The organism is Pseudomonas sp. SWI36, assembly GCF_002948105.1.
Classification (GTDB): Bacteria; Pseudomonadota; Gammaproteobacteria; order Pseudomonadales; family Pseudomonadaceae; genus Aquipseudomonas; species Aquipseudomonas alloputida.
In genome coordinates this window covers 1,750,998-1,765,024 of the sequence record NZ_CP026675.1, presented here as the reverse complement: position 1 = coordinate 1,765,024, position 14,027 = coordinate 1,750,998, and the positions used below count along the sequence as shown (strand labels likewise).

Annotated in this window: 9 protein-coding genes; 5 read left to right on the top strand and 4 right to left on the bottom strand. The window is 63.1% G+C overall.

Annotated features, from left to right (window positions below; translation table 11 throughout):
• Nucleotides 1–612: 612 nt before the first annotated feature.
• Nucleotides 613–1,968, bottom strand: a complete 1,356-nt coding sequence (locus tag C4Q27_RS08615; protein ID WP_010951837.1) for a diguanylate cyclase — start codon at nucleotides 1,966–1,968, stop codon at nucleotides 613–615.
• Between the two features lie 247 nt (nucleotides 1,969–2,215).
• Here C4Q27_RS08615 and C4Q27_RS08610 point away from each other — a divergent pair, with 247 nt between their 5' ends.
• The 4 genes from C4Q27_RS08610 (at nucleotide 2,216) to speA (ending at nucleotide 6,494) form a co-directional block, all read left to right on the top strand.
• Nucleotides 2,216–3,283, top strand: coding sequence for a DUF2333 family protein (locus C4Q27_RS08610; protein ID WP_104886742.1), 1,068 nt, complete (start codon nucleotides 2,216–2,218; stop codon nucleotides 3,281–3,283).
• A 2-nt stretch (nucleotides 3,284–3,285) separates the two neighbouring features.
• On the top strand, nucleotides 3,286–3,819 hold the full coding sequence (locus C4Q27_RS08605) for an NUDIX hydrolase (protein WP_010951839.1): 534 nt from the start codon (nucleotides 3,286–3,288) through the stop codon (nucleotides 3,817–3,819).
• 239 nt (nucleotides 3,820–4,058) lie between these two features.
• Nucleotides 4,059–4,430 carry a translation initiation factor Sui1 gene (locus C4Q27_RS08600; protein ID WP_003255318.1) on the top strand — a complete coding sequence of 124 codons (372 nt, stop codon included), beginning with the start codon at nucleotides 4,059–4,061 and terminating at the stop codon, nucleotides 4,428–4,430.
• 150 nt (nucleotides 4,431–4,580) lie between these two features.
• Entirely contained in the window at nucleotides 4,581–6,494 is a 1,914-nt protein-coding gene (speA, locus tag C4Q27_RS08595) for an arginine decarboxylase (RefSeq protein ID WP_010951840.1), read from the top strand.
• A 35-nt stretch (nucleotides 6,495–6,529) separates the two neighbouring features.
• Here the strand turns inward: speA and C4Q27_RS08590 are convergent, their stop codons facing one another.
• From C4Q27_RS08590 to C4Q27_RS08580, 3 genes are all read right to left on the bottom strand, one after another.
• A complete protein-coding gene (locus tag C4Q27_RS08590; protein ID WP_064493246.1) occupies nucleotides 6,530–6,961 on the bottom strand; it encodes a hypothetical protein in 432 nt (143 codons plus the stop codon).
• Nucleotides 6,939–7,325 (bottom strand): polymorphic toxin type 44 domain-containing protein, encoded by a 387-nt coding sequence (locus tag C4Q27_RS08585; RefSeq protein ID WP_172402827.1) that lies wholly within the window; start codon nucleotides 7,323–7,325, stop codon nucleotides 6,939–6,941. Before C4Q27_RS08585 ends, C4Q27_RS08590 begins: the two co-directional genes overlap by 23 nt.
• A gap of 96 nt (nucleotides 7,326–7,421) precedes the next feature.
• Complete coding sequence (locus C4Q27_RS08580; protein WP_064493245.1) at nucleotides 7,422–8,777, bottom strand: MATE family efflux transporter; 1,356 nt, start codon at nucleotides 8,775–8,777, stop codon at nucleotides 7,422–7,424.
• 279 nt (nucleotides 8,778–9,056) lie between these two features.
• Here C4Q27_RS08580 and C4Q27_RS08575 point away from each other — a divergent pair, with 279 nt between their 5' ends.
• Complete coding sequence (locus tag C4Q27_RS08575) at nucleotides 9,057–13,958, top strand: alpha-2-macroglobulin (protein ID WP_104886741.1); 4,902 nt, start codon at nucleotides 9,057–9,059, stop codon at nucleotides 13,956–13,958.
• The last annotated feature ends 69 nt before the right edge of the window (nucleotides 13,959–14,027 follow it).

Sequence of the window (14,027 nt, the reverse complement as noted above, 5' to 3'; positions counted from 1 at the left end):
CAGCAGGGCTTGTGGGTCGCCGGCCAGCTTGCCGGCGGCCAGCAGTTCGTTGGCGGTGAAGGCCTGCAGGCTATCCAGGCTGGGGCGCAACTTCTCGGCCAGCTCTACCGGCCAGTCCGTCAATGCGGCCTGCAACTGTTGGTTCGCCTCCATGGCGGCGGCCTGGCGCAGGGCGTCGCCGCTGCCCAGGTAGGCCTGGATATTGCGCGCCGCCTGGTTCTGGAACTGCTGGGACAGGCCCAGATAGCGCTCCATCAGCTGGTAGGGGCGTTCGAGGGCGCGCTGTGACCACCACAGGGTGGCGCCCAAGGCGATACACACGGTCACCAGCAACAGCGTGTTGAAATTGGTCAGCCACTTCAGGCGCATAGCCGCGAACTTCCTGCGCAGGGGAGAGGTAGGCGCCTGAAGTTATTGCGATTTTGTGACGGGGTGATGACGCCAGGGGCTTGGTGTCAAAAAAAAGTGGCACAGTGCCTCCATTGGTGTGGCCGGCACTGGCCTCTTCGCGGGCTCGCCCGCTCCCACAGGTTTACCTCCAGACTTGAGGTATGTGAAATGCCTGGGGAAGCGGGCGAGCCTGTGAAGAAGCCGGCACCGTGAGTGCGAATTTCAGGGCTCTACACGAACGACGCAATTGCGCCCCGCATGCTTGGCCCGGTACAGCGCCTCGTCCGCTGCACTGGCCATGGTCAGTGCATCCAGCCCCTCGTCCAGTTGCACCACCCCGGCACTGAAGGTGCACTGCAAGTCGCGCGGCTGCGCCGGGTAGAGAATTTCGGCAAAGCGCCGGCGGATTTCGTCCAGCACCTTGTGTGCGGCATCCAGCGCGGTATTGGGCATGACGATGGCGAACTCCTCGCCACCGTAGCGGCCAATGAAGTCGGTCTTGCGCAAGCGCTGCTTGAGGAACAGGGCAAGGCTCTTGATCACTCGGTCGCCCATGGGGTGGCCGTGGCGGTCGTTGATCTTCTTGAAGTGGTCGATGTCGAGCATGGCGAAGCTCAACGGCTGCTGCTCACGGCGGGCGCGGAAGCTGCAGTCTTCCAGCAGCTGCAGGATATGGGTGTGGTTGTACAGCCCGGTCAGGCTGTCGCGGACCATGCGCGCCTTCAAATGGCGGGCGCGGGCGGCGCGGTTGCGCACGGTGGTGATCAGGTGGCGTGAGCGAAACGGCTTGGTCAAAAAGTCATCACCGCCTTCGCTCATGGCATCCAGTTGCTTGTCCAGGTCGTCCTCGGCAGACAGGTAGATGATCGGCACACTCACATAACGGTCACTGTGGCGGATTACCTTGGCCAGCTCCGGGCCGGTGCAGGCCGGCATGTACAGGTCGAGGATGATCAGGTCGGGCTGGAAGTCGGCAAGCTCGGCCATGGTGCGGATCGGGTCGGTCAGGCTGCGGGTGAGCATGCCGGCGCCGGCCAGTACACGCTCGGTGTACATGGCCTGTGTGCGCGAATCATCGATGATCAGCACGCGCAACGGGTCGTGCGGGGCGGTGTTGGTCAGCAGTTCGACCTTTTCCAGCAAGCTGGAAGCTTCCAGGCTGCCGGTGAGAAAGTCCTGACCGCCGGCGCGTACTGCGGCAAGGCGGGTAGGGGTGTCGGCTTCGTGATGGCTGAAGAACAGCAACGGAATGGAGCGTGCCAGGCCCTGCTGCACCTGAGCGGCCAGCAGCAAGCCCAGGCCGGCGCCGGTGAAGTCGACATCCATGATGATGGCCGACGGCGGGTACTCGCTGATCGAGGCGAGAAACGCTGCGGCGCTGGGCAACGCCTGCACCACCAGACCAAAGAATTCCAGTTGCTGGGCCAGGCGCTGGGCGCGCTCGTGGTCCTGCAGCAGGATGTACACCGGTTTGCGCACGGGCAGCAGCAGTTGGTCGAGCGGGTCGTCCTTGCGCAGGCCGTTACGCGTCAACTGTTGGACGGGGCACTGCGGGCTCGGCTCGACTGCTTGGCTCATGTCCTGGCTACTTATAGGTTGGGATGTGCAGGGGCAATGATGGCTCTATGCTAGCAGCTCTTTTCACGTGCGTGAGTGCCCTGCGTCAACAAAGCGGGCAGAACGAATATTCAGTTGCTGACTGAATGGTCGCTTATGCGTACGGTGGTGTCTGCTTTATAGTGCAGCCATTCGGGCTTCCCGTGGCACGCTAGCGCAGGCCTGTGGTCAAAGCCCCTGAACCGTCGTGACTGATAAGGACAAAGCCATGCTGGACTGGAAAAACCGCGAGGCCAAAGCCGAGCCCCGTGAGCGTGTCGACGGGCGCGGCGCTGCCGCCCGTAGCTACCTTGGCGGCCTTTGGAGCCGTGCCCTGGGGACCCTGATCGGGTTGTACCTGCTGGTGTGTATCGGCCTGGGCTGGTACTGGAGCCAGGAGCCTGCTCTGTTCCCGGTGCAGCAAAACGCCCAGGCCGCAGCCGAACGTACTGGCCAGCAGATGGTGGTGGGCTATGCCACCGTCGAAACCCTCAAGACCGTGGCCGGCACCTTGCTGAACAAGCCGGGCGGCTACATTTCCAACGACCGCTTCCCGCCAGGGCTGTGGATGGACAACATGCCAAGCTGGGAATATGGCGTGCTGGTCCAGGTCCGCGACCTGTCCCGTGCCCTGCGTAAAGACTTCGCCCGTTCGCAGTCGCAGTCCACCGAAGACGCCGACCTGGCCAAGGCCGAGCCGCGCTTCAACTTCGACAACAAGAGCTGGATCCTGCCATCGAGCGAGTCGGAGTTCGAAGAGGGCATCAAGTCGCTGACCCGCTACCAGACCCGTCTGGCTGCCGGCGACAAGGGCGCTATCTTCTATACCCGCGCCGACAACCTGAACAACTGGCTGGGTGACGTCGCCACCCGTCTGGGCTCGCTGTCGCAGCGCCTGTCGGCCAGCGTTGGCCGGGTCAAGCTCAACACCACGCTGAAGACCGAGTCGGTCGTTGCCGGCCAGGCGCCGCAGGTGGATGAGGAGCTGGTGGAAACCCCATGGCTGCAGATCGACAACGTGTTCTATGAAGCCCGTGGCCAAGCCTGGGCGCTGTCGCACCTGCTGCGTGCCATCGAGGTGGACTTCGCCGACGTGCTGGCGAAGAAGAATGCCACCGTCAGCGTGCGTCAGATCATCCGTGAGCTGGAGGCCTCGCAAGAGTCGCTGTGGAGCCCGATGGTGCTCAACGGCAGTGGCTTCGGCATGTGGGCCAACCACTCGTTGGTCATGGCCAACTACATTTCCCGGGCCAACGCTGCGGTTATCGATCTGCGTCAGCTGCTGTCGCAGGGTTGATGATGGCTATCAGCCCAACCGAGGCCGCCCATCGGGCGGCTTCCGACCGCGAGCTGGTCACCTGGGTGGACGAAACCGACCAGGTACTGGGCGCCTTGCCCCGTGCCGAGCTGCGCGAGCGTGGCCTGATCGGTCGTTGCACGTTCATTCTGCTGTTCAACAGTGCCGGTGAATTGTGTGTACACCGGCGTACGCTGAGCAAGGCGCTGTACCCCGGCTATTGGGATGTGGCAGCGGGCGGCATGGTCGCGGCTGGCGAAGCGTATGCCGAGTCGGCTGCGCGCGAGTTGGCCGAAGAGCTGGGCATCGAGGGCGCCGAGCTGCGCTTTCACGAGCGGTTCTATTTCGACCAGCCGGATAACCGCTTGTGGTGCGCGGTGTATTCGGCGGTGTCGGATGCGCCGTTGCGGTTGCAGCCGGAAGAGGTTATTGAAGCGCGCTTCATCGGTCTGGAACAGGCTGAGCAGGAAAGCCTGAGCAAGCCTTATTGCCCGGACTCGTTGGCGGCGTTGCAGCGCTACAAGGCCACTTTGTAGGCTCGGGTTTGCCCGCGAAATACCGGCCCAGACACCCGTTTCCCAGGGCAAGGGCTTTGCCCTTGTTCGCGGGTAAATCCGCTCCTACACAACCGGCGTATTTATCGTTACACTGCGCGCCCTTTTCGGGCTGCCGCAATTCTTGCAGCAGTAGCGCCGCCCCTGCCAGAGTGGGGCTTCGCGGTCGGCCTCAACCCCAAGGCACGACCAGTTTTTGTCCTCAGCACCGAGGAACAAAAGTGGCCAAGAAAGCTTCTTCCTTTTCCGCCCTTGGCGGTCTCGTGTACTCCACCGACGCCGGTCGGCACTGCCCCGACTGTGGCCAGCCGGTGGACGCCTGCACCTGCAAGCAGCAAATCATCCCCGAAGGCGACGGCATTGCCCGCGTGCGCCGCGAAAGCAAAGGCCGTGGCGGCAAGACCGTGACCACCGTCACCGGCGTGCCGCTGCCGCCCGATCAGCTCAAAGAGCTGGCGACCACACTCAAGCGCCGCTGCGGTACCGGCGGCGCCTTGAAGGACGGGGTTATCGAGATCCAGGGCGACCATGTCGAGCTGTTGATCGGTGAGCTGACCAAACAGGGTTTCAAGGCGAAAAAGTCCGGCGGCTGAGGCCATCGCGCGATTTTTTGCCCAGCGCTTTCTAAACTCGTTCCCGTGGTCAGAGTCTATGCCTGAGCACGGATGAATCGTCATTTTCAGCTTTTACACTCGCCCCGCTGCCTGCGGGCAGTGTCTTCGACTTATCTATAGGGGACTTGAATGTCCGTACGACGCACACGCAAAGACGATGGTAGCCAATGGACCGTGGCCGACAGCCGCAGTGTTTATGGTATCCGCCATTGGGGCGCTGGCTATTTCGCCATCAATGAAGCCGGGCGCGTCGAAGTACGCCCCAACGGCCCTCAAAGCGCTCCGATCGACCTGTTCGAACAGGTCGACGAACTGCGCCAGAGCGGCTTGTCGCTGCCCTTGCTGGTGCGCTTCCCTGACATTTTGCAGGACCGTGTGCGCCAGCTGACCGGTGCCTTCGACGCCAACATCGCGCGCCTGGAATACCAGAGCCAGTACACCGCGCTGTACCCGATCAAGGTCAACCAGCAGGAAGCGGTGGTGGAAAACATCATCGCCACGCAAAACGTTTCCATCGGCCTGGAAGCCGGCTCCAAACCCGAGTTGCTGGCAGTGCTGGCGCTGGCGCCGAAGGGCGGCACCATCGTCTGCAACGGCTACAAGGACCGTGAGTTCATTCGCCTGGCGCTGATGGGGCAGAAGCTTGGCCACAATGTGTTCATCGTCATCGAGAAAGAGTCGGAAGTGGCCCTGGTGATCGAAGAGGCCGCCGAGCTCAAGGTGAAACCACAGGTTGGCCTGCGCGTTCGCCTGTCGTCGTTGGCCTCGAGCAAGTGGGCCGACACCGGTGGCGAGAAGTCCAAGTTCGGTTTGTCCGCCGCCCAGTTGCTTTCGGTGGTGCAGCGCTTCCGCGATGCGGGCCTGGATCAGGGCATCCGCCTGCTGCACTTCCACATGGGTTCGCAGATTGCCAACCTGGCTGACTACCAGCACGGTTTCAAGGAAGCCATCCGTTATTACGGCGAACTGCGTGCGCTGGGCCTGCCGGTCGACCACATCGACGTGGGTGGCGGCCTGGGTGTGGACTACGACGGCACCCACTCGCGCAATGCCAGCTCGATCAACTACGACATGGACGACTACGCCGGCGTGGTGGTGGGCATGCTCAAGGAGTTCTGCGACGCGCAGGGCTTGCCGCACCCGCACATCTTCTCCGAGAGTGGCCGTTCGCTGACCGCGCACCACGCCATGCTGGTGATCCAGGTGACCGACGTCGAGAAACACAACGACGACGTACCGACCATCGAGAACAAGGAAGCCCTGCCCGAGACCGTGCAGTGGCTGGTCGACCTGCTTGGCCCGACCGACATCGAGATGGTCACCGAGACCTACTGGCGCGCCACCCACTACATGGGTGATGTGGCCGCGCAGTACGCCGATGGCAAGCTGAGCCTGGGCGAGAAGGCCCTGGCCGAGCAGTGCTATTTCGCCGTGTGCCGCCGCCTGCACAACTCGCTGAAAGCCCGCCAGCGCTCGCACCGCCAGGTGCTGGACGAGCTGAACGACAAGCTGGCCGACAAGTACATCTGCAACTTCTCGGTGTTCCAGAGCCTGCCAGACACCTGGGCCATCGGCCAGGTCCTGCCGATCATCCCGCTGCACCGCCTGGACGAAGAGCCGATGCGGCGTGCGGTATTGCAGGACCTGACTTGCGATTCCGACGGCAAGATCAACCAGTACGTTGACGAGCAGAGCATCGAAACCAGCATGCCGGTGCATGCGGTGAAGGAGGGTGAGGATTACCTGCTGGGCGTGTTCCTGGTGGGTGCCTACCAGGAAATCCTGGGTGACATGCACAACCTGTTCGGTGACACCGATTCGGTGAACATCTACCAGAATGCCGACGGCAGTGTGTACCACGCCGGTATCGAAACCCACGACACCATCGAAGACATGCTGCGCTACGTGCACCTGTCGCCGGAAGAGTTGATGACGCATTACCGCGACAAGGTTGCCAGCGCCAAGATCACTGCGCGTGAGCGGACCCAGTATCTGGATGCCTTGCGCCTGGGCTTGACCCGGTCTTCGTACCTGTCCTCCTGAAATGCAAAGGGGCCGTTGCGCGGCCCCTTTGACTATCACTCTCGGTGAGACGTCGCGGTGAGTTCGATTGTAATAGGCAATACTGCGCCACCCTCTTCGAGAAGAGTGGTACTCGAATAGCTGTAGACCTGCTCCTCAGTCCGCGCCGTTATTTTCAGGCCCTCCACGTGCAGCACGGCGCCCGATTGTCGAGTGACCAGGAAAGGCGTCAGCCTTTCAAGGCCCTTCAAGACCAGATCATCGTGCTGTTGTTTTTCAGCCACAAAGTACAAGTAGATCAGCGGCACTGTCGCCCCACCAGCATCGCTGAGCACCTCATAAATGGCACTCTGCTTGCCAATTGGAGTTTCAGAAACAATCTTGGTCAACACAGGCCTTGCATCTCTGGAGAAGATCCATAGGGTTTGACCGAGGATAAGCAGAAGCAGGCAAGCAATCAGCCATCTAATACCCGTATGACTTGGCATATTCGATCCCTTTCTTGATCCATTCCTGATCCTCGGGGTCGTCGCCATAAGGGGAACTGCCCCACCATGATCCAAATGCTGAATTACTGGTCCCCGCGCGGCTCTGTGCCCATCCCGCCCCCCTCAACAGGAACTCCTCCGAAAGGCCAGCAGCAGTTCCAGTTGCGCCATAATTGAAATTACCTAATGCCTCATATTGCCTTCCCTGTTGCTTGTAATCCCACTCGCCTCGATTACGAACCTTCGAATAGAACCACGACACTAGAAAAGCACTGCCGCCATTTTTAAAGTAGTTACGCTCTTTGCTTGCAGCGTGCATGTTGCTAAGTACTGAGACACCTGATGGCGCGGGTGGAGGGTACATGATGGCTCCTTGCTCATAGGCCGTTGGTGTGAGCCCCCTCCATGGGTTCTGCTTTTATCGGCCAGAGGCTTGGAAGCAGTCAATCGAGCATATTTTTCATATTGTGTTTCCGGGCCCTGTGACCCACTTGCCCTCCAGTTTCAGTTTCCATCCAACCCACCCCAACGTCACCGCCCGCAACCCCATGAACCCAAGAAACGCCACCCACAACCCATGGTTGCCCAACCCGCTCATGGCCACTGCCACCGGCAGCGCAATCAACACCGAAACCAGCATTGCATTACGCATTTCCCGCGCCCGGGTCGCGCCGATGAACAAGCCATCCAGCAAGTAACTCCACACCGCGATCAGCGGCAGCAACGCCAGGTAGGGCAAATACGGATAAGCCGCCGCCCGCACACTTTCGATGTCGGTCTGCAAGTCGATGAACAGGTGCCCACCCAGCAGGAACAGCCCGGCAAAGCCCAGGCTGGTGATCAGTGACCAACCACAAGCGACCACCAGCGAGCGGCGCAAGGTGTCGCGGTCACGGGCACCAATGGCATGGCCGCACAAGGCCTCCACCGCATGGGCCAGCCCATCCAGCGCATAGGCCGTCAGCAGCAGGCCATTGAGCAACAGGGCGTTGGCCGCCACGGTCGCTTCGCCCAGGCGTGCGCCCTGCACGGTAATCAGCAGGAACACCAGTTGCAGCGCCAGGCTACGCAGGAAGATGTCGCGGTTCACCGCCAGCAGTGGCCTCCAGGCCTGCCAGCGCTTGAGCGCTGCCCACACGATCTGCCCCGGGTAGGCCCGCAGAGCCGGGCGGGTCAGGGCCAGGCCGAGCAGGGCGGCAGTCCATTCGGCAATCACCGATGCCCGCGCCGAGCCCAGTACACCCCAGTCCAGGCCCAGCACGAACCACAGGTTCAAGGCGATGTTCAGCAGGTTGGTGGTCAGCAGGATGGCCAGTGGAGCCCTGGCGTTCTGCGTACCGAGGAACCAGCCGACCAGCGCGTAACTGGCCAGCGCCGCAGGCAGGCCAAGCAGGCGGGTATGGAAGAAGTCTTCGGTGGATTGCTGCAGGGCTGCGCTGGGTTGCATCGCATGGAGTGCCAGCTGGCTGAAGGGCAGGGCCAGCAGGCCGATCAACAGGGCGAAGCCGACCGCCAGCAGCAGCCCTTGCACCAGGACCTGGCGTAGCGCTGCACCGTCGCCACGGCCGGCGGCCTGAGCAGCGAAGCCGGTGGAGCCCATGCGCAGGAAGCCCATCAGGCCGACTATGAAGGTGAACAAGGTGGCGCCCACAGCTACCGCGCCCAGTTGGTGAGCGTGCGGGAGATGACCGATGACCGTGCTGTCGACCAGCGCCACCAGCGGTACCGAGATGTTGGACAGGATCATCGGCGCGGCCAACGCCCAGACCTTGCGGTGGGTGGGGCGGTGGCGCCAGTCGGCAGCGAGTTGGGGCATGTGCATTCCATGAGATTTTGGGGCCGCTGTGTGCCCCTTCGCGGGCTTCCGCCCCCACAGGAAAGTGTTGCTCTTGTGGCCGGCGCCAAACCTGTGGGAGCGGGCGAGCCCGCGAAGGGGCGCAACGCGGCCCCCTTTTAACGAATGGCCACAGTGTACCGACCAGGCAACCATTTAGCGCGACCATGGTCTGACCTGGCGCGCAACGCCGGGTGCTGCACCTGACGTTGCGCTATAGTTGCTGCCCTCACGTACACGCTGCCCAAGAGTTCCTATCTCATGTTCAACAAAGGATTGTTGCTGGCCTGCGCGCTGGCGTTGCTCAGTGCCTGTGACTCTTCCACGCCGGGTAAACCAGCACCGGTCGAGAAGTCTGTGGCACCCGCGCCCGCCGAAGCCTCCGCCCCCAAGCGTGAGGACCCGACCGTGCTCGCCAAGCGCTACGAGGGCCGCGAACTCACGGTGCTGGACGTATCGGAAGTGCAGCTCGATGGCGCGGCAACGCTGTCGATCAGCTTCTCCGTACCGCTGGATGCCAAGCAGGACTTCACCACCAAGGTGCACCTGGTAGACACCGTCAAAGGCAAGCTCGACGGTGCCTGGGAACTCTCCGACAACCAGATGGAGCTGCGTTTGCGCCACCTGGAGCCGCAGCGCAAGCTGGTGCTGACCGTCGACAAGGGGCTGCTGGCAGTCAACGGCAAGCAGCTGGACAGCGAGTCGATCACCCGCCTGGAAACCCGCGACATGCAGCCGACCATCGGCTTTGCCAGCCGCGGCTCATTGCTGCCTACGCGCCTGGCCGAAGGCCTGCCGGTGATTGCCCTGAACGTCGACAAAGTGGATGTCGAGTTCTTCCGCGTCAAGCCAGACATGCTTTCGACCTTCCTGGCCAACTGGGGACGCAACAGCAGCCTGTACTACTACCAGTCCAAGGAAACCCTGGACATGGCCGAGCTGGTCTACAGCGGCCGCTTCGATCTAAACCCGGCGCGCAACACGCGCGAGACCGTGTTGCTGCCGATTGCCGGCATCAAGCCGTTGCAGGCGCCAGGCGTGTACCTGGCAGTGATGCGCGCCTCGGGTACCTACGATTATTCTCAGCCGGCAACCCTGTTCACCCTTAGCGACATCGGCGTGTCGGCCCACCGCTACCGCGATCGCATCGACGTGTTTGCTCAAGCCCTGGAAGGCGGCAAGGCGCTTAGCGGCGTCAACCTGGAAGTCCATGACGAAAAGGGCAAGCTGCTGGCCCAGGCCACCAGCGATGGCAAGGGGCATGCCCAACTGCCGATCACGCCAAAGGCCGATACCCTGATTGCCACCCAGGGCGTGCATACCACGCTGCTGCGCCTGAACACCGCAGCCTTGGACCTGGCCGAATTCGACATTACCGGGCCTCAGGCCAACCCGCTGCAGTTCTTCATCTTCGGCCCGCGTGACCTGTACCGCCCGGGTGAGACGGTGCTGCTCAACGGCCTGCTGCGCGACCAGGACGGCAAGCCGGTCAAAGCCCAGCCGGTGAGCGTGGAAGTGCGTCGCCCGGATGAACAGGTGAGCCGCAAGTTCGTCTGGGAAGCCGACAGCAATGGCTTGTACCAATACCAGTTGCAACTGGCCACCGAGGCCCCGACCGGCCGTTGGCAACTGCTGCTCGACCTGGGTGGCGGGCGCAAGCAGGTTTATGAATTCCTCGTCGAAGACTTCCTGCCCGAGCGCCTGGCGCTGGAGCTCAAGGGCAGCAGCCAACCGCTTTCGCCGGATGAAGATGCGCGCATCCAGGTCAATGGCCGTTACCTCTATGGTGCGCCGGCCGCCGGCAACCGCCTGAGCGGTCAGGCCTATGTGCGCCCGCTGCGCGAGGCCGTACCGGCGTTGCCTGGCTACCAGTTCGGCTCGGTCACCGAAACCGATCTGAACCAGGACCTGGAACTGGACGAAGTCACCCTTGACCAGGCCGGCAAGGCGGTGGTCGATATCGAAAGCCGTTGGGCCGAAGCCCGCTCTCCGCTGCAACTGACCGTGCAGGCCAGCCTGCAGGAGTCGGGTGGTCGGCCGATCACCCGGCGCCTGGAGCAGCCTATCTGGCCGGCTGAGCGCCTGCCGGGCCTGCGAGGCCTGTTCGAAGGTGAGGAGACCGATAGCGACGGGCCCGTGGAATTCGAGTTCCTGGTGGCCGACCGCGACGGTAACAAACTGGCGGCCGACGCGCTCAAGGTGCGCCTTGTTCGCGAACGCCGGGATTATTACTGGAATTACTCGCAAAACGACGGCTGGAGCTACGCCTACAACGAGAAGTTCCTGACCCAGAACGAAGAGACGATCAGCGTCAAGGCAGGTTCCACTGCCAAGCTCAGCTTCCAGGTTGAATGGGGCCCTTACCGCGTCGAGGTGGAAGACCCGCAGACCGGTCTGGTATCCAGTGAGCGCTTCTGGGCCGGCTATCGTGCCCAGGACAACGCTGAGGGCGGCGCGGTGCGGCCGGACCAGGTCAAGCTGGCGCTGGACAAACCCTCCTACGCCGATGGCTCTACCGCCAAGGTCACCGTCACTCCGCCCGCTGCGGGCAGCGGTTACCTGATGATCGAGTCCAGCGATGGCCCGCTGTGGTGGCAGGAGATCGATGTGCCCGCCGAGGGCAAGACCTTTGACGTGCAACTGGACAAGGCCTGGGCCCGTCACGACCTGTACATCAGCGCGTTGGTTATCCGCCCTGGTGAGCGCAAGGCCAATGCCACGCCCAAGCGCGCCGTGGGCGTGCTGCACCTGCCGCTGGACCGCGCCGAGCGCAAGCTTGCGCTGAGCCTGCAGGCGCCGGAGAAAATGCGCCCGAAACAGCCGTTGACAGTGAAGGTAAAGGCCGCCAACGCCGATGGCAGTGTGCCCAAGCAGGTGCATGTGTTGTTGTCGGCGGTGGACGTGGGCATCCTCAACATCACCGATTTCAAAACCCCCGACCCGTTCGCCAGCCTGTTCGGGCGCAAGGCCTATGGTGCCGATCAACTGGACATCTACGGCCAGTTGATAGAGGCCGGCCAAGGTCGCCTGGCCAGCCTGGCGTTCGGTGGTGACGCAGCGATGGCCAAGGGGGGCAAGCGCCCCAACACTACGATAACCATCGTCGCCCAGCAGAGCCTGCCGGTGACACTGGACGACAAGGGTGAGGGCCAGGCCACGGTCGACATCCCCGACTTCAACGGTGAACTGCGGCTGATGGCCCAGGCCTGGACCGAAGAGCACTTCGGCATGGCCGAAGGCAAGACCGTGGTCGCCGCGCCGTTGATTGCCGAGCTTTCGGCCCCGCGCTTCCTGGCCGGTGGCGACCGTACCAGCCTGGCACTGGACCTGGCCAACCTGTCCGGCCGCGCCCAGCAACTGAGCGTCGAAATCACCACGGATGGGCAACTGAGCCTGGCGGCCAACGCCGTGCAGAGCATTAACCTGGCCGAAGGGCAGCGCTCGACGCTGATGATTCCGGTGCAGGCCCAGGGAGGGCTGGGGCAGGGCAAGGTGCATGTCCGGGTGACGGGCCTGCAACTGCCGAACGAGCCGGACAATGCGTTCGAACGTGAGTGGACGCTGGGCGTGCGCCCGGCCTACCCGGCAATGCTCAAGCACTACCGCGTGGCCTTGAAGGACCAGCCGTGGACCCTGCCCGAAGCAGACCTGGCCGCCTTCGAGCCCGCTGGCCTGGAAGCCAGCCTGGCCTTGTCGAGCCGGCCGCCGCTGAACCTTGCCGAGCAGATTCGCGCGCTGCAAGCCTACCCCTACGGCTGCCTCGAACAGACCACCAGCGGCCTGTACCCTTCGCTGTACGCCGATGCCGACAGCCTCAAGCGCCTTGGCATCAAGGGCGAGCCGGCGGATGTGCGCAAACGCAAGATCGAAATGGGCATCGAGCACTTGCTGGGGATGCAGCGCTACAACGGCAGCTTTGGCCTGTGGAGTTCGGACAGCGAGGAAGAGTACTGGTTGACCGCCTATGTGACCGACTTCCTGCTGCGTGCCCGTGACCAGGGTTACGGCGTGCCCGCCGAGGCACTGAAGAAGGCCAGTGAGCGCCTGCTGCGTTACCTGCAGGAGCGCAACCTGATCGAAGTCGACTACAGCGAAAATGCCGACCATACGCGCTTTGCCGTGCAGGCCTATGCGGCGCTGGTGCTGTCGCGCAGCCAGCAGGCGCCGTTGGGTGCCCTGCGCGGGCTGTTCGAACGTCGCGCCGATGCCCGCTCCGGTCTGCCGCTGGTACAACTGGCAGTGGCGCTGGACAAAATGGGCGACAAACCGCGTGCCGAGCAAGCCTTGCAGGCGGGCCTGGGCATCAGCCGTGGCAAAGGCTGGCTGGCCGATTATGGCAGCGCCCTGCGTGACCAGGCGCTGATCCTGGCGCTGCTGCAGGAAAGCAACCTGGCCAGCAGCCAGGTCGATCAGCGCCTGTTCGCCTTGTCGGATGAACTGGCGGCCAACCGTTGGCTGTCGACCCAAGAGCGCAATGCACTGTTCCTCGCTGGCCGTGGCCTGCTGGGCAAGCCGGAAGGCCAGTGGCAGGCACGCCTGGACAGCGCGGGGGAAGTGCGCGAGTTGAACAATGCCGAGGCCGGTATGAAGCTTGAGGGCCCGTTGCTGGCTTCACCGCTGAGCGTGCAGAACCAAGGCAGTGAGACGCTCTATCAGCAGCTGACCTTGTCCGGCTACCCGCGCCAGGCACCTGCGGCAGGCGGCAATGGCATGCAGATTCACAGAGAGTACCTGGGTATGAATGGCCAGCCGCTGGACCTGCACAACCTGCGCAGTGGCGACCTTGTGCTCGTGCACCTGGCGCTCAAGGCTGAGGACCGCGTGCCGGATGCGTTGGTGGTGGACCTGCTGCCGGCAGGCCTGGAGCTGGAAAACCAGAACCTGGCTCAAAGCGCCGCCAGCCTGGACAACGCCAGCAGTGCAGTGAAGGCGTGGCGCGAGTCGATGCAGAACGCCAGCGTGGTGCATCAGGAGTACCGTGATGACCGTTATGTTGCCGCGCTCAAGCTTGAGGGCTATGGCACCACCCACCTGCTGTACCTGGCGCGAGCAGTGACCCCGGGCACTTACCGCGTGCCGCCGCCGCAGGTCGAATCGATGTACCGGCCGAACCTGCAGGCCGTGGGCGATGGGCAAGGGGAGATGACGGTGAAAGCCCGCTAGAGACCCCTCTACGCGGACAGCGTGGGAGCGGCCTTGCGTCGCGATAGGGCCGCAAAGCGGCCCCGACAA